Origin of the sequence: Streptomyces sp. NPDC085481 (assembly GCF_044541845.1) — a bacterium.
In the GTDB taxonomy this organism is placed as follows: Bacteria; Actinomycetota; Actinomycetes; order Streptomycetales; family Streptomycetaceae; genus Streptomyces.
On record NZ_JBITTJ010000001.1, the window covers coordinates 182,669 to 198,197 of the forward strand.

Here is a 15,529-nt window from a genome sequence, read left to right on the forward strand (position 1 = left end):
GCTGTTCTTGCGCATCGGTGAACTGGCCCGCAGAACGGGGACGACGGCTCGCGCCCTGCGCCATTACGAGCAGGCGGGGCTGATCGGTTCGGTCCGCGCGGACAATGGATACCGGGTGTACGACGAGGGCGCGTTGGTTCGTGTATCCAATATCCGGTACCTGCTCGGCGCCGGGTTGACGCTCGACGACGTGGCCGCGTTCGCGTCCTGTCTCGACGGTGACATGCCCGCCGCGCCGCCGTCCGCCCGCGGACTGGAGATCGCTCGCGAGCGGCTGGCGGTGCTCGACGCGCGGATCGCGGCGCAGACGGAGGCCAGGGACCGGCTCGCGGCCGCCCTGGCCTCACAGGCCGTGGATCAGCGCCGCGGCGCCGTCGCGCACGCGGGGGCCGGCTCGTCGGCGGCCAACGGCTCCGCCTCGGGCTGAGTCGCGGCGGTCTCCGCCAGTTCGGCCCGCCCCGACTCGACCGCCTGGGCGAGCGTCAGTTCCCCGCTCGCCAGGGCCCGGCAGGTCGCCGCGTCCGTGTGGAGGCGTACGTCGGCGTCGGCGGCGGCTCCGTCCCCGTACTCGGCCCGGCCGCCGGCCCCGGTCCGTACATGGAACTCGCCTTCGTCCAGGGTGACCTGGACGACCCGCGCCCCCAGCCCCTCCAGGGCGGTGAGGAGCGGGATCGCGAACCAGTGGGCGCGTACGGCGTCCGTCGGCCGGGGCGCGTCGAGGGCGGGGGCGCCCCAGGCGGCGAGAGCGCGCAGGACGGGGAGGAGTTCGCGGCCCCGGTCGGTGAGCTCGTACACGGACGCGGAGGCGGGCGGCGGCAGCCTGCGGCGGGTGACGAGTTCGGCGCTCTCCATGTCCTTGAGGCGGCCCGCGAGCATGTCGGTGCTGACGCCGGGGAGATCGGCGTGCAGGTCGCTGTAGCGGCGCGGCCCGGCGAGGAGTTCACGGACGATCAGCAGCGTCCAGCGGTCGCCGACGGCGTCGAGGGCGCGGGCTGCGGCGCAGTACTGGTCATAGCTTCGGCGGCGTGGCATGCGACGCAGTCTAGACATGTTGTTGGACTTTCCAAGCTCGAACTTGGTAAAACCAAGCAACAACACTTCTGGGGAGGTCGGCGCATGCAGTTCCGGCAGTCGAGCAAGCTGAGCGAGGTCTGCTACGAGATCCGCGGCCCGGTCATCGAGCACGCCAACGCCCTGGAGGAGGCGGGCCACAGCGTCCTGCGCCTCAACACCGGGAACCCGGCGCTCTTCGGCTTCGAGGCGCCGGAGGAGATCGTCCAGGACATGATCCGCATGCTCCCCAAGGCGCACGGCTACACCGACTCGCGCGGCATCCTCTCCGCCCGCCGCGCGGTCGCCCAGCGCTACGAGTCGATGGGCCTGCTGGGCGTGGACGTCGACGACGTCTTCCTCGGCAACGGGGTCTCGGAGCTGGTGTCGATGGCCGTCCAGGCGCTCCTGGAGGACGGCGACGAGGTTCTCGTCCCGGCCCCCGACTTCCCGCTGTGGACCGCGGTCACGACCCTCGCGGGCGGCAGGGCCGTGCACTATCTGTGCGACGAGTCGGCCGACTGGTACCCGGACCTCGACGACATGGCGTCGAAGATCACCGACCGGACCCGGGCCGTAGTGATCATCAACCCCAACAACCCCACGGGCGCGGTGTATCCGAAGGAGATCGTCGAGGGCATCCTCGACCTCGCCCGCCGGCACGGCCTGATGGTGTTCGCCGACGAGATCTACGACCAGATCGTGTACGACGACGCCGTGCACTATCCGGCCGCCTCCCTCGCGCCCGACCTGGTCGTCCTCACCTTCGGCGGGCTGTCGAAGACCTACCGGGTGGCCGGCTTCCGATCCGGCTGGCTGGTCGTGACCGGCCCCAAGGAGCACGCCAGGAGCTATCTGGAGGGCCTGACCATGCTGGCCTCCATGCGGCTGTGCCCCAACGCCCCAGCGCAGTACGCCATCCAGGCCGCCCTCGGCGGCCGGCAGTCGATCCACGAGCTGACCGCCCCCGGGGGCCGGCTGCACGAACAGCGCGACCGCGCCTGGGAGAAGCTGAACGAGATCCCCGGCGTCTCCTGCGTCAAGCCGAAGGGCGCCCTCTACGCCTTCCCGCGCCTCGACCCGGCCGTGCACCGGATCCACGACGACGAGAAGTTCGTCCTCGACCTGCTCCTGCGGGAGAAGATCCAGGTCGTCCAGGGCACCGGCTTCAACTGGCCGAGCCCGGACCACTTCCGCATCCTGACGCTCCCTCACGCGGACGACCTGGACGCGGCCATCAGCCGCATCGGGCGCTTCCTCGGCGGCTATCGGCAGTAGTCCACCCGGCGTAACGCCCGCTCCCCTGCGATGATCTGTCCGACCTTCCGGCGGAGAGCACTGCCGGCCCGGAACTGCCGGTGGACGGACCGCCGGTGGAGAGGAGCGAACCCGTCATGGATGCGGCGCTGACAGCCGTCGTCGGCACCCTGTTGGGCGTGGTGGCCACCCACTGGTTCCAGGGCCGCGCCGCCGAGCGCACGGCGGCGCTCGCCAGGACCGAGCAGCTGCGGCAGGAACGGATCGCGGCCTACAGCACCTTCGCGGGCGAGGTCGTCGACTACCGGCGCAGCCAGAACGAACGCTGGTTCCGCGGCAGGCTCGAACCGGGCTCCGAGGAGGCGGAGGAGTCCCGCTTCGCCTCGTACCGGCAGCGCACCACCGCCCGGCAGGCCCTGTTCCGGGTCCAGCTCGTCTGCGACGACCCGGACACCCGCCGACTGGCCGAGTCCGCCTTCGAGATCACCAACTCCATGCACGAGGCGGCGGACGACGAGGAGCGGGGCCGGCGCTCGGCGGAGGCCAAGGAGGCGCTGGCGCTCTTCATCGCCGCGGCCGCGCCGGGCGTGCGCTGAAGCGCTGAGCATCGGGCGCGCGCCCCGCGGGTAGAAGTCGGGCGTGGATCTCGTCGCCCCCGTCGTGGTCGAACCGCTCAAGCGACGCCGCTGCTCGGAGTGCCACCAGGGGCCGCTGGAGCGGATGGTCGTCGAGTTCAACGCGCCCGTCTGCCTGGACTGCGCGGATCTCGGGCATCTGGTCTTCCTGCGTCGCGGCGACACCGCGCTCACCCGTCGCGCCCGCGAGGCCAGTGCGCTGTGGGCGGTGGTCGTACGGCACAACCGGCGCCGCACGCGCTACGAACGCCAGGGCCTGCTCGTCGAGGAGGCGGCGCTGCGGCGTGCCGAGGCGGCCTGCCTCGCGGACGCCGAGGCACGGGCGCGGCGCCGGGCGCGGGACGCCGCGCGCCGGGCGGACCGGGACGCGGCGGTCACGGTGGCCCTGGAGGCGGAGATCCTGCGGCTGTTCCCGCGCTGCCCGGCGGACCGGGCAGCGGAGATCTCCGGGCACGCGTCGGCGAAGGGCAGCGGCCGGGTGGGGCGCACGGCCGCCGGCCGGGCCCTGGACCGGGGCGCGGTCACAGCGGCGGTGCGGGCCTCGATACGGCATGTCGACACCGACTACGACGCGCTGCTGATGGCGGGGGTGCCCCGTCACCAGGCCCGGATGAGGGTCGCTCCCGCCATCGAGGCGGTGCTCCGGGCCTGGCGTACGGGCTGAGGGGCGCGGCGGAGGGTCCGGCGGATCGGGCGGGCCGGGAGCACTCGGTGCTCAGGCCCGGTCGCCGCGCGGCAGGCCCTGCGGGCGCCCGGTGCTCAGCCCTGGTCGCCCGCGCGGCGGGCCCTGCGGTACATCAGCGCGCCGCCGAGGAGCAGTGCGGCGCCGGCCGGCGCGGCGAGGCCGATGGCGTCCGAACCGGTGCTGGCGAGCTGGACCGAGTTGGACTGCGGGGCCGGGCCGGGCACCTCGTGGTCCGTGCTCGGGGCGGGCGGGATGTTGCGGACGGGGGTCTGCGGGCGCGGCGTCGGGGTCTCGGGGTGCTCGCACTCCTCCTCGGACTCGTTGACCGCGGTGTTGCCGATGGCCGGGTTGCCGATGCCGACCACGTTGACGGAGTTGCCGCTCAGGTTGACCGGGAGGTCGAGCGGCAGCTGGAGGCCGTTGCCGGAGAGCACGCCGGGGGAACCCTCGGCGTGGCTCCCGGCGGTGGCGCCGCCTCCGTTGGAGGAGCCGCCGCCCATGGACGAGCCGCCGTGGGACGAGCCGCCGCCCTCGTGGTGGCGTCCGCCGTCGGTGGAGCCGGCGCGGGGGGTGCCCGGCTGGTCCTTGTGCCTCAGGCCGCTGTCCTCGGAGCCGTGACCGTCGGAGCCCGAGCGGTTCGCACAGCTGTTGCCGACCGCCGGGTTGAGCAGTCCGACGACGTTGACGGTGTTCCCGCAGACGTTGGCGGGCACGTGCACCGGCAGCTGTACGGTGTTGCCGGAGCCGACCCCCGGCGAACCGACCGCGGCGCCGTGCGCCGTGGAGTCGGCGTGGGCGGCGCCCGCCGAGAGCGCGAGCGCGCCACCGGTGACCATCAATGTGGCCAGACCACTTCGGCGAATCTGCCTCATGGCTTCCTGCCTTCCGGATGTCTTCACGGGCAGTCGCCCGTATCCGAAATAACGTCATCCGCGAGGGGCGCGGATCCGACAGACGGCGTGTTTCACTCCATCGAGCGAGTGTGAGGCGGCGGATCATGCCTCGACGTCGGTTGTTTCCGGAGGGTTATCGTGACCCGGAGAGGGGTGGGGTGACGGTGGGGCTGGAGCCGCTGCGGGTGCCTGTGGGGCCGGACGCGGCCCGCTGGCGTACGCGCGGGGCGGTGCGCACCGTGCTGTTCGTCGTCCACAACGTCACCTCGGCGACCCGGCTGCTCGACGTGTTGACGCTCTTCGACGACGCCCTCGACGTGCAGTGTCTGGCGACGTGCACGGGGTCCTCGCCGTTCCTGGCCGGTGTTCCGGAACTGCTGGCGAAGACGGGCCTGCCGGTGGTCCCCTGGGAGCAGGCGAAGGAGCTTGCGGCGGCCGACCGCATCGACCTGGCGATCGCCGCGAGCTACGGCGGTGAACTGGAGGCATTTCAAGGGAAGTTGACCGTCGTTTCGCACGGCGCCGGATACAATAAGAGGCTGGCGACACCGGACACCGGACACCGGACACCGGACACCGGACATAGGGCTGGGACAGGGACAGGGACAGGGCCGGGGGCTGCGCCCGGCGCCAGGGCGCGGGAGCCGGAAGGCGGCGCTCCCGTCTTCGGAATGGCCCCGGAGTGGGTGCTCCACGACGGCCGGCCGCTCGCGACGGCGACCGTCCTGTCGCATCCCGAACAGCTCGACCGGCTGCGGCGCGCCTGCCCCGAGGCCGCCGGGACCGCCGTCCTCGCCGGTGACCCCTGCTACGACCGGCTGCTCGCGCTCCGCCGCCGGCGCCCCGCGCTGCGCCGCGCCTTCGGTGCCGGCGACGGGCGCCGGCTCGTCGTCCTGAACTCCACCTGGGGGCCCACGTCCCTGGCCGGTTCCGACGCGTTTCCGGCCCTGCTGCGGGAGTTGACCGAGACCCTGCCGGCGGACGAGTACCGGCTGTGCGCGGTGCTCCACCCCAACATCTGGTACGGGCACGGGACCGGCCAGGTCCATGGCTGGCTGCGCCGGGCCGAGCACTCCGGGCTCACCGTGATCCACCCGCTGGGGCACTGGCGGCAGGCCGTCGCCGCGGCCGACTGCGTCATCGGCGACCACGGCTCCGTCACGTACTACGCCGCCGCGCTCGGGCTGCCCGTCCTCCTCGGCGCGTTCGCGTCCGAGGACCTCGATCCGGCGTCGCCCGTCGCCGCACTCGGGCGGGCCGCGCCCCGCCTCCGGCCGGGGACGCCGCTGCGTGCTCGCCTCGACGCGGTGATCGACGGGCATGTGCCGGGGCGCTACGACGGGTTCGCGGCGGCCGCGAGCGCCGACCCGGGTGACTCCGCCCGGCTCCTGCGCTCGCTCTTCCACACGCTGCTCGGCCTGCCCGAGCCGGCGCGTCCGGCCCGGCTCGCCCCGCTGCCGGTGCCGTTGCCGCCGGAGCTGGGGATCCCGCCCGTCACCGTGCCCGTACGCGTCCTCACCTCACTCCGGGCTGCCGGGGCCGAGGGCCTGCCCGAGGTCACCGTCACCCGCTACGCCGACCCTGCGGCGGAGCCGGACACCCCCGACGCCGACGACGCGCACACGGCCGTGGACGAGGCGAACGGCGACGAGGGACGGCTCGCCCTTGCGGACGTGGTCGTCGATCGCGAACGGTCCGACGAGCCGCCGGGCCCCCGCGCGGCGGAGCTCCTCGAGCAGCAGCCGTATGCCGGACTCGCCGCGGTCCTGACCGGCCCCGGGAGCTGCCTGGTCCGCACCCGGGACGGCTCGGTCCTCGAACTGGCCGCGCTCCCCCGCCCGGACGGCTTCGCCGACCCGTGCGACCCGGCCGCGTACGCCTCCGCCGTCCACGCCTGGCAGGCGGACGGCCGCGGACTCGCCGCCCTCGCGGACGCCGGCGGCCTGGTCGTGGTGACGGGTGCGATCCGGCACCGGGTCGCGGTGCGGACCGTGGCCGGCTCACGCCTGTCCGGCCCTGATCCGGCCTGATCCGGCCTGATCGGCCCTGATCCGGCCTGATCGGCGGGACACCCCCTGGCTAGCCCTGTGCGTCCCGTTGCTCGCGGAGCGCCGCCGCCGCGGGTGAGCCGAGGCGTTCGTACCGCTCGATCGCCTCGGTCAGGAAGCGCCGGCGTTCCTCCGGTGTGGCGGCGGCCCGGGCGCGCAGGGCGGCGATGGCCGCCTCCTGGACCGGGGCGCGCTCATGGGCCATCCGCTCGGCCGCCTCCGCCAGACGGGCGGCGGCCGAGTCGCGGTCGCCCGCGGCGAGCGCGGCCTCGCCGAGGCTGGTCAGGACGCGGGCCTCGTTGTACGGGTCGGGCAGCGCGCTCATCAGGTCCCTGGCCCGCTCCAGGGTGGCGGCGGCCTCGGCGTGCCGCCCCCGGCCGGAGAGGGCGCGGCCCAGGTGGTGTTCGAGGAGGGCGCGGGCTCGGGGGTCGTCGGCGAGGCCCTGGGCGGCGCGGAAGGAGTGGGCCGCCTCGGCGTACCGGCCTTGGGCGAGCCGTACGAGGCCGAGCGACTCGACGGCCGTGGCCTCGCCCCTGCGGTGCCCGCAGCGCCGGTCCGCGTCGGCGGCGGAGGTGAACGCGGCCTCGGCCTCGTCGTGGCGGCCCAGGCCGAGGAGGGCGAAACCGAGCTGGGCGTGCATGCGGCCCTCGGCTTCGGGGGTGCCGGGGCAGCGGGCGGCGGCGTGGACGCCGAGGCGGTGGGTGGCGAGCCAGTCCTGGTGGAAGCCCTGCCTCAGGAAGAGGCTCCACAGTGCTTCGCACAACTGCCAGGTGAGGTCGTCGAGTCCGTACTCGTCGGCGGTCCGTACCGCCTCGACGAGGTTCTCGCGCTCGGCGAGCTGCCAGTCGGTCGCCTCGCCGGGGGTCCCGGGGCCTTCGGGGACGCGGGTGTAGGCCGGGCCGAGGCGCCAGCGGCCGGGCATGAGGCGGGCGTCGGCGGCGGCGGCCGCGGCCAGGTGGTGGCGCAGCAGCCGTCCCACCGCGGCGGCGGAGCGGGCGGGGCCGTCCTCCTTCAGGGCGCGGCGCTCGGCGTGGGTGCGCAGCAGGTCGTGGTAGCGGTAGCGGCCGGGCGCGGACTCCTCGACGAGGTGGATGGAGGCCAGTTCTTCGAGCAGGGCGGCGGCCCGCTCCTCGGGCAGGTCGACGAGTGCGGCGGCGGCCGGGGCGGTGAGGCCCGCCCAGGGGCGCAGTCCGCCGAGCCGGTAGAGGCGGGCGGCGTCGGGGGTGAGGTCGCCGTATGAGGTGTCGGCGGTGGCGGTGACGGGGTCGCGCCCGGGGCCGTCCTGGCCGTCCGGGCGGTCGTGCGCTGCTGCCGATGCCACGTCGTGCTCCAGCTGCTGCCAGGTGAGGTGAGTGCGTACGGCGAGGCGTTCGCCGGCCATGCACAGGGCGAGCGGCAGGCCGCCGCAGCGGCGGGCGACGGCTGCCGCGCCGTCGGAGTCGGAGTCGGTTCCGGGGGCGCGGCCGGCGAGGCGGGTGAGGAGCAGGGCGGCGTCGGCCGGGCCGAGCGGCGGGAGAGCGAGGTGGTGGGCGCCGGCCGCGCTGCGCAGGCCGGAGAGCCGGCGGCGGCTGGTGACGAGGGTGAGCGAGCCGGGTCCGGTGGGCAGGAGCGGGAGGACCTGGGCGACCGAGTGCGCGTTGTCGAGGACGGTGAGGAGGCGGCGGCCCGCGGTCAGGGTGCGGAACCAGTCGATCTGCTCCTGCTCGTCGGCCGGGACGTACGGGGGTGCGACACCGAGGGCGCGGAGGAAGCGGACCAGGACGGTGGAGGGCGCGGCGGCGGTGGCGGTGGCGTCGCCGCGCAGGTCGGCGTGGAGCTGGCCGCCGTCGTAGCGGTCCTTCAGGCGGGCGGCGAAGTGGAGCGCGGTGGCCGATTTGCCGATGCCTCCCGTGCCGGTGAGGACGACCACGCGGGGTGCCGGGTCGTCGTCCGCGTCCAACAGGGCGGAGAGCCGGTCGAGTTCGGTGCGCCGGTCGGTGAAGTGGCGGGCCGGGGCCGGGAGTAACCGGGGGGTCGGCGCGCCGGGTACGAGCGCCGGGACGACGGCCTCCTGAAGGGTCAGGGTGCCGATGTGCTGGGCCTGGACGACGGTGCCGTGGACCGTGCCGCCGACCTCGTTGCGCACCGCCGGGTCCGGGTTCACGGGCGGGTGCCGTCCTGGCCGTCGGGGCCCGCGGGGCCCGGCTGGTCGCCGATCCGGAGGTGTCCGATGGTGCCGGTCTGGATCACGACGCCGTGCTGGACACCGCCGTTGATGGCGTTGGAGACGGTGAGGGGCGGCGGGGCAGCGCTCTGTTCGTCGTGCGCGAGGTCGGCGAGGATGCGGCGCAGTTCGCCGGCGGAGCGGGGGTCGGCGAGCAGGCTGCGGCGCATCCGGGCGCGCCATTCGACGCGGGCCTCGGAGGTGGCCTCGTCGACGGCTTCCGAGTCGCCGTCGCGTGCGGCGCGCAGCAGTTCGTCGCGGGCGGATTCGAGTTCGGCGCCGACCGCTTCCTCGTCGGCTCCGGAGCGGGCGGCGAAGAACGTGGCGATCCTGGTCCGCGCCCGCTCCCAGCCGTCGCCCACCATCTGCTGTACGAGGGCGGTCGCCCCCGCTGTCGCCAGTGCCACCAACTCGGCTTCCACCAGGCCCCCTTCGGCGCTTCGATCGTCGCTCCAGCCTATCGGTCACCTCCCGAGGAGGTCGGTGACCACACCGACCGGGTCGGCGTCGGGGGTGCCGCGCGGCCACCAGTCCTCGCGGTCGGGGTCCGACTCGTATCCGTACCAGAGGCCGTCCCGGCCGAAGCGGAGCTGGAGGGAGCGGGTGGACAGCCGGTTGCGCCAGGGGCGGAAGGCGGGGAGGTCGGCGGCGAGCAGGGCGGGTCTGGCCCGGTCGAAGGGTCCGGCGGGCGGGTCCCAGGGTTCCTCGAGGACGGCGAGTCCTGCGGACCCGCCCTGGCGCCAGGCGGCGACGGCGCGGGCGAGGTCGGTGGTGTTGCGGTCGAGGGCGTAGGCCAGGTCGCGGTAGAGGGCGCGGGTGGAGGCGGTGAGGCCGGAGCCGGGGTGCGCGGCGGCCAGCCGTACGGCGTCCTGCCACGGGGTGAGTCTGGCGACGGGGTCGTGGCCGGTGGTCAGGAAGGTGTGGGCGCGGGCGGCGGCCTCGGTGGCGAGGAGGTCGAGGGCGAGCGGGTCGGGGGCTTCGGGGTCGGCCGGGAAGACCGCGGGGCGGCCGGGGTGGGCGGGTGCGGGGAGCGGTGGGGGCAGTGGCGGGAGGGCGTGTCCGGTGAGCGGGGTGAGTGCGGTGCGGGCCGGGAGGGTGGGCATGGTGGGGGCGGCGACGGCGCTTTCGGCGGCGGAGCGGGCGGCGTTGCGCCGGGTGAGGTCGGCGAGGAGCTCCTGTTCGCCGCGGCCGCGCATGAGGAAGAGGACGAAGGGGTCTTCGTCGAGGAGGCGGGCGGACTGGTAGCAGAGGGCGGCGGCGTGCTTGCAGGGGTAGCCGTCGTCGGGGCAGGAGCAGTCGGGGACGAGGTCGCCGGGGGCGGGCAGGAGTCCGGTGACGGCTTCCAGGGCGTGCGGGACGTCCTTGTCGAGGAGGGCGGCGATGTGGTCGGGGCGGGCGGCGGCCTCGTCGAGGAACCGTTCCCAGTCGTCGTCGCCGAGGGTCCGCAGCCGGATCTCGGTGCGGTAGGGGCGGGGGCGGCTGCCGTGGACGTAGGCGACGACCCGGCCGGGGGTGACGGTGATGGCGTCGACGTGGCCGCGCTGGGCGTACGCCTTGCCGCGGGCGAGCCGGGCCGGGTCGAGTGCGGTGTCCTCCAGGGCCTCCACCCAGGCGTTGCCCCACCAGGTGGCGGCGAACCGCCCGTCGGGCGCCTCGTGCGGGGCGACCTGGGGGAAGGTGCGGCGGCGGTCGTCGTGACGGGGCAGCGCGGCGCGGGCGGCGGCGGGGCGGGGGCGGCCGGGGAGGCGGGGGGTCATGACGGCCTCCTCAGGGACACCAGGTCGGCCAGTTCGCGGTCGGTCAGTTCGGTGAGTGCGGCTTCGCCGGAGCCGAGGACGGCGTCGGCGAGGGCCCGTTTGGCGCGCAGCATCTCGGCGATGCTGTCCTCGACGGTGCCTTCGGCGATGAGGCGGTGGACCTGGACCGGCTGGGTCTGTCCGATGCGGTACGCGCGGTCGGTGGCCTGCTCCTCGACGGCCGGGTTCCACCAGCGGTCGTAGTGGACGACATGGCCGGCCCGGGTCAGGTTGAGGCCCGTGCCCGCGGCCTTCAGGGAGAGCAGGAAGACCGGGACCTCGCCGGCCTGGAAGCGGTCCACCATCCGCTCGCGCTCCGGGACGGGCGTGCCGCCGTGCAGGAGTTGGGCGCCGATGCCGCGGGAGGCGAGGTGGTCGGCGAGGAGCCGCGCCATCGACACGTACTGCGTGAAGACGAGGACGGATCCGTCCTCGGCCACGATGGTGTCGAGGAGCTCGTCGAGCAGGGCGAGCTTCCCCGAGCGTCCGGCGAGCCGCACGGAGCCGGCCCCCGAGAGGGCTCCGCCGCCCTTGGGGGAGCGCTCCTTGAGGTACTGGGCGGGGTGGTTGCAGATCTGCTTGAGGGAGGTCAGCAGCTTCATGACGAGTCCGCGGCGGGCCATGCCCTCGGCGCCCTCGATCTGGGCCATCGTCTCGCGCACCACCGCCTCGTAGAGCGAGGCCTGTTCGCGGGTGAGGGCCACGGGGTGGTCGGACTCGGTCTTGGGCGGCAGTTCGGGGGCGATGCCGGGGTCGGACTTGCGGCGGCGCAGCAGGAACGGCCGGACCAGCCGGGCGAGGCGCTCGACGGCCTCCTCGTTCTCGATCTCCTCGCTGTTCTCCACGGCGCGGGCGTGCCGGGAGCGGAAGGCCTTCAGGGGTCCGAGGAGGCCGGGGGTGGTCCAGTCGAGGAGTGCCCACAGTTCGGAGAGGTTGTTCTCCACGGGGGTGCCGGTGAGGGCGATCCGGGCGGGTGCGGGGATGGTGCGCAGGGCTTTGGCGGTCGCCGAGAAGGGGTTCTTGACGTGCTGGGCCTCGTCGGCGACGACCATGCCCCAGGGCTGTTCGGCGAGGCGGGCCGCGCTGGTGCGCAGGGTGCCGTAGGTGGTGAGGACGAAGCCGCCGTCGAGTCCGTCGAGGGTGCGGTCGGCGCCGTGGAAGCGGCGGACGGGCACGCCGGGGGCGAAGCGCCGGATCTCCCGCTGCCAGTTGCCGAGGAGCGAGGCCGGGCAGACGACGAGGGTGGGGGCACGATGGGAGCGGCGCAGGTGGAGGGCGATGAGGGTGACGGTCTTGCCGAGTCCCATGTCGTCGGCGAGGCAGCCGCCGAGGCCGAGGGAGGTCATCAGGTCGAGCCAGGCGAGGCCGCGCAGCTGGTAGTCGCGCAGGGTGGCGTCGAGGCCGGGCGGCGGGGGGATGTCCTCGGGTCCGGCGAGGAGCCGGTCGCGGAGTGTGGCGAGGGTGCCGACGGGGACGGCGGGGACGGTCTCGCCGTCGACTTCGGCGGTGCCGGTGAGGGCGACGGCGAGCGCGTCGACGGGCTGCAGCAGCCCGAGCTCGCGCTTGCGGACCTTGCGGACGAGGGCGGGGTCGACGACCACCCACTGGTCGCGCAGGCGGACGACGGGGCGGTGGGCCTCGGCGAGGGCGTCCATCTCGCGCTGGGTGAGGGGGTCGCCGTCGAGGGCGAGCTGCCAGTTGAAGCGGAGCAGTTCCTCGCTGTCGAAGAAGGTGGTGCCGTCGGTGGCGGAGCCGGGCGCGGTGCGGGCCGGCCGGACGACGGCGGAGGCGGTGAGGGAGCGGGCGAGGTCGCGCGGCCAGTGGACGGCGACTCCGGCGTCGGCGAGCCGGGCGGTGGCGGGGCCGAGGAGCTCGTACAGCTCGTCCTCGGTCACGGACATGACGTCGGGCACCTCCCGTTCCAGGAGGCGGCCGAGCGGCGGCCACACGCGGGCGGCGCGGCGCAGGGCGAGGACGGCGTCGATCCGGGCGCGGGGTCCGAAGTGCTCGTCGCCGTCGCCGGCCCACAGGGCGGCGGCGTCGATGACGAGGGTGGGATCGGCGAGGCTGTGCACCTGGAGGAGCGCGGCGGCGGCCTGGCGTTCCTCGCCGGTGCCGTCGTCGGAGAGGTCGAAGAGTTCGTATCCGGACAGGTCCAGGCGGAGGGAGACGCGCACGCCCGCGTCCATGCCGGCGGCGGCCTCGGCGGCCCAGGCCCGCGCACGGGGCAGGTGCCTGGGCTCGCGGGCGGCGAACGGCGCGCCGACCGCGTGGGGCGCGGCGGGGGTGCGGGGCAGGGTGTCGGCGACCGCGTCGAGGAAGGCGCGCACGAGTGCCTCCGGCTCCGGCAGCCGCAGCGGGCCGGGGGCGGGCACGGGGACGGCGTGGGCCTCGTACGGCATGGCGGCGGCCACGGCCCGCAGGTGGGCGATGTCCTCGGCGTCGAGCGGGCCGGCCCGCCAGGCGTCGTGGTCGTCGGCGGTGAGTCCGGGCAGCAGTCGCCCACGGGCGACCAGGTGCAGGGCGTGCAGGGCGGCGGCGCCCCAGCAGGCGGTGGCGGGGTGGGCGGCCGGGTGCCGTCGGGCGGTGACCAGGTGGGGCAGCGCCTCGGCGATGGGCAGGATCACGGCGGGTACGGTCCTGCCGCGCACGCCGGCGCCGTGCCGCCGTACGACGGTGAGCTCGCCCCGTACGGCCGGGTCGGGGAGGTGCGCGTCCGCATCGGGGACCCGCACGGCCGTGCCGTCCGGGGACCAGAAGGCGACGCGGCCCTCACGGGGCAGGGCGGCGGGCAGGAAGACGGCGGCGCTGCCGAGCAGGGTTGTGGTCACGGCGCTGCTCACCTCCCGGTCCGCGACGGATTTCCGACTGGACTTCCGACCATACGGGTGGGGTCTGACAACGGCCGTGCGCGGCGCTTCGCCCGGGCGGCCCAACCGGACATGACACCCGGCGCGCAACGCGGCAGGGTGGCCGGGAACAGGCTTCCACGGCCCATGCCCGACAGACGAGGATCTCCGCCCATGTCTCTTCACCGGCGTCTCTCCATCGCCACCGGGGCCGCCCTGCTCTCGCTCGCCGTCGTGGGCTGCTCGGGCCTGGGACGTACCGCGGTGGGCACGGTCGACTACGAGACCGGGCACGAGATCGGGGTGAGGGTGACCAGCCCGTCCGTGAAGGGCTGCCACCGGCTGGCGCCGACGGGGGTGACGAGGATCGAGAACAACACGCTGGTGGACCTCGTGCTGTACCGCACGCGGGACTGCACGGGCAAGGAGTCCACGTACCTGCCGAGCAACACTGGCAACGAGATCGTCCCGGGCACGCTGCCCTGGCGCAGCTACAGCGTCATCCACTAGCTCCGGCGGGCCGGGCCCGTACCCAGGTGCCGTCGTCGGTCAGATAGGCGTCGAGGGCGAGCCCCGCCTCGGCGAGGTGGTTCTCGAACGCTTCTCGGGTGAGCGGGCGGGACAGGAAGGTCTGGGTCCAGCGCGCGTCCGGGAAGACGTACTCGGCGAACACGGAGTGGACGCCGTCGCCGACCGGACGCGCGGACACGATCCGTACGGTGTAGCCGGCGGGGTCGCGCCGCTCCCTCGGCAGGTTCTCGTGGTAGTCGGCGCCTTCGCGCTGGATCAGGACGAAGCCGTCGTCCTTCACATGGCGGCGGCAGCTCTCCAGGAGCGCCTGCCGGGTCCGGTGGTCCGCGGTGTGCACGAGGAACGAGCCGAGGACGACCGCGTCGAAGCGCCGGGGCAGCCGGAGGGTCTCGATGGGGCTGTGGACGGTCTCGACGCCCGGCACCCGTTCGGCGACCGCGGCCAGCATCTCGGCCGATTCGTCCACCGCGGTCACGGCGAAGCCGCGTTCGGTGAGCGGCAGCGTCACACGGCCCGCCCCGCTGCCCAGTTCGAGCAGGGCGGCCCCGGCCGGCAGCGCGGCCTCGATCACGTCGGCCTCGCTGCCGACGGCGAGCCGCCGGTACAGCTCGACGGCGCAGCCGTCCGGGGTGATGGGCCCGGGGCCGGTCCCCCGGTGGCCCGTCCGCCCGCGGCCCGCGCTCCTCGGTTCCCTCATGCCCTCACGTCCTCTCGCCGCCAGGTGTGCTTCCGGATCGCGTTCCGTGGGTAGATGCTGGAAGTGCTCTCAGGGGTCCTGTCCGGGAGATGCGATGTCATGCGTACGGGGAGTGAGCCACTGACCGCACGCAGTCCCCTGCGGTTGCGGTTCTGGCTGAGTCTGTGGGGCGTGCTGTGGGCCGGCTTCGGCACCACGGTGTTCTCGCTGCTCGAGCGGCCGGGGTGGGCGGCGGCGTGCGGGGTGCTCTTCGTGGTGGCGGCGGTCGACCTGATCATGGTCGCGCACCATCTGCGGCAGGGCCCGCACTGGCAGCCGGGCCGGGACATCCCCCCGTACGAGCCGGATCACGGCGGTCGCGGCCGCCGCTGACGTCCCGGCGTCCGGTCAGTCGCCGGCTCTGTCGAACCGGGCCGCCTCCAGATACTCCGGCTTCGGGTCGAGCGCGGCGGCCAGGCGGAAGTGGCGGGTGGCCTGGTCGGAGCGGCCGGAGCGCTGGTAGGTGCGGGCGAGCGCGAAGTGCGCGAACGCGTTGTCCGGCTCGCGCTCCAGGACCAGCTCGAACTCGAGCTCGGCGGGGCGCAGTTGGGCGGCGGCGAAGAAGGCGCGGGCGCGCAGCAGCCGGGCCGCGGTGTTCTCGGGATGGGCGGCGATCACCGAGTCGAGCAGTTTGACCGCGCCACGCGGGTCCCGCGCGGCAAGCAGCTGCTCGGCGGCGCGGAAGTCGATGACGTGGGTCTCCGGGTTCCTCTCGGCCACAGTGGTTCCTTTCCCCTCGCTCCGGCCGTTCAACAGCGGGCACGGCGGCCGTATTCCGCGGGGTGCCCGGCAGCGGCATTCCCCGTGAACGTCATCTCTACCCCGTCCGGGGCCTCTTGCGACGCG

Annotated in this window: 15 protein-coding genes; 7 read left to right on the forward strand and 8 right to left on the reverse strand. The window is 74.7% G+C overall.

The annotated features are described in order from the left end of the window. The first annotated feature begins 7 nt into the window (after window positions 1–7). Window positions 8–427 (forward strand): MerR family transcriptional regulator, encoded by a 420-nt coding sequence (locus ACIGEZ_RS00885; RefSeq protein WP_399826145.1) that lies wholly within the window; start codon window positions 8–10, stop codon window positions 425–427. Here the strand turns inward: ACIGEZ_RS00885 and ACIGEZ_RS00890 are convergent. After that, window positions 358–1,050 (reverse strand): winged helix-turn-helix transcriptional regulator, encoded by a 693-nt coding sequence (locus ACIGEZ_RS00890; protein WP_399824394.1) that lies wholly within the window; start codon window positions 1,048–1,050, stop codon window positions 358–360. The two genes, ACIGEZ_RS00885 and ACIGEZ_RS00890, sit on opposite strands and share 70 nt — an antisense overlap. A gap of 66 nt (window positions 1,051–1,116) precedes the next feature. On the opposite strand from ACIGEZ_RS00890, the gene ACIGEZ_RS00895 reads away from it, so the two are divergent. The 3 genes from ACIGEZ_RS00895 to ACIGEZ_RS00905 all read left to right on the forward strand — a co-directional run bounded on the left by ACIGEZ_RS00895 (window position 1,117) and on the right by ACIGEZ_RS00905 (window position 3,606). Further along, entirely contained in the window at window positions 1,117–2,328 is a 1,212-nt protein-coding gene (locus tag ACIGEZ_RS00895) for a pyridoxal phosphate-dependent aminotransferase (protein ID WP_399824395.1), read from the forward strand. A gap of 116 nt (window positions 2,329–2,444) precedes the next feature. Further along, on the forward strand, window positions 2,445–2,903 hold the full coding sequence (locus ACIGEZ_RS00900; protein ID WP_399824397.1) for a hypothetical protein: 459 nt from the start codon (window positions 2,445–2,447) through the stop codon (window positions 2,901–2,903). Between the two features lie 43 nt (window positions 2,904–2,946). After that, window positions 2,947–3,606 carry a DUF2293 domain-containing protein gene (locus ACIGEZ_RS00905; protein ID WP_399824398.1) on the forward strand — a complete coding sequence of 220 codons (660 nt, stop codon included), beginning with the start codon at window positions 2,947–2,949 and terminating at the stop codon, window positions 3,604–3,606. Between the two features lie 95 nt (window positions 3,607–3,701). On the opposite strand, the gene ACIGEZ_RS00910 is transcribed toward ACIGEZ_RS00905, so the two are convergent. Then, entirely contained in the window at window positions 3,702–4,499 is a 798-nt protein-coding gene (locus ACIGEZ_RS00910; protein WP_399824400.1) for a chaplin, read from the reverse strand. A 179-nt stretch (window positions 4,500–4,678) separates the two neighbouring features. Between ACIGEZ_RS00910 and ACIGEZ_RS00915 the strand changes: the two genes are divergently transcribed. After that, window positions 4,679–6,550, forward strand: a complete 1,872-nt coding sequence (locus ACIGEZ_RS00915) for a hypothetical protein (RefSeq protein ID WP_399824401.1) — start codon at window positions 4,679–4,681, stop codon at window positions 6,548–6,550. A gap of 49 nt (window positions 6,551–6,599) precedes the next feature. Here ACIGEZ_RS00915 and ACIGEZ_RS00920 read toward each other — a convergent pair whose 3' ends face one another. From ACIGEZ_RS00920 to ACIGEZ_RS00935, 4 genes are read right to left on the reverse strand one after another with little or no spacing between them, the layout of a single operon-like run. After that, window positions 6,600–8,711 (reverse strand): tetratricopeptide repeat protein, encoded by a 2,112-nt coding sequence (locus tag ACIGEZ_RS00920; RefSeq protein ID WP_399824402.1) that lies wholly within the window; start codon window positions 8,709–8,711, stop codon window positions 6,600–6,602. Continuing rightward, window positions 8,708–9,193 carry a hypothetical protein gene (locus tag ACIGEZ_RS00925; protein ID WP_399824404.1) on the reverse strand — a complete coding sequence of 162 codons (486 nt, stop codon included), beginning with the start codon at window positions 9,191–9,193 and terminating at the stop codon, window positions 8,708–8,710. The genes ACIGEZ_RS00920 and ACIGEZ_RS00925 overlap by 4 nt, the downstream gene beginning before the upstream one ends. Before the next feature lie 42 nt (window positions 9,194–9,235). Next, window positions 9,236–10,528 (reverse strand): SWIM zinc finger family protein, encoded by a 1,293-nt coding sequence (locus ACIGEZ_RS00930; RefSeq protein WP_399824405.1) that lies wholly within the window; start codon window positions 10,526–10,528, stop codon window positions 9,236–9,238. Beyond that, window positions 10,525–13,398, reverse strand: a complete 2,874-nt coding sequence (locus ACIGEZ_RS00935; RefSeq protein ID WP_399824406.1) for a DEAD/DEAH box helicase — start codon at window positions 13,396–13,398, stop codon at window positions 10,525–10,527. Before ACIGEZ_RS00935 ends, ACIGEZ_RS00930 begins: the two co-directional genes overlap by 4 nt. A 192-nt stretch (window positions 13,399–13,590) precedes the next feature. Here ACIGEZ_RS00935 and ACIGEZ_RS00940 point away from each other — a divergent pair, with 192 nt between their 5' ends. Then, window positions 13,591–13,926, forward strand: coding sequence for a hypothetical protein (locus ACIGEZ_RS00940; protein ID WP_399824407.1), 336 nt, complete (start codon window positions 13,591–13,593; stop codon window positions 13,924–13,926). Here the strand turns inward: ACIGEZ_RS00940 and ACIGEZ_RS00945 are convergent. After that, window positions 13,916–14,644 carry a class I SAM-dependent methyltransferase gene (locus tag ACIGEZ_RS00945; protein WP_399824409.1) on the reverse strand — a complete coding sequence of 243 codons (729 nt, stop codon included), beginning with the start codon at window positions 14,642–14,644 and terminating at the stop codon, window positions 13,916–13,918. The two genes, ACIGEZ_RS00940 and ACIGEZ_RS00945, sit on opposite strands and share 11 nt — an antisense overlap. Window positions 14,645–14,743: 99 nt before the next feature. Here ACIGEZ_RS00945 and ACIGEZ_RS00950 point away from each other — a divergent pair, with 99 nt between their 5' ends. Beyond that, window positions 14,744–15,016, forward strand: a complete 273-nt coding sequence (locus ACIGEZ_RS00950) for a DUF6343 family protein (protein ID WP_399824410.1) — start codon at window positions 14,744–14,746, stop codon at window positions 15,014–15,016. 15 nt (window positions 15,017–15,031) lie between these two features. Here ACIGEZ_RS00950 and ACIGEZ_RS00955 read toward each other — a convergent pair whose 3' ends face one another. Continuing rightward, window positions 15,032–15,403 (reverse strand): tetratricopeptide repeat protein, encoded by a 372-nt coding sequence (locus ACIGEZ_RS00955; RefSeq protein WP_399824411.1) that lies wholly within the window; start codon window positions 15,401–15,403, stop codon window positions 15,032–15,034. Between the last annotated feature and the right edge of the window lie 126 nt (window positions 15,404–15,529).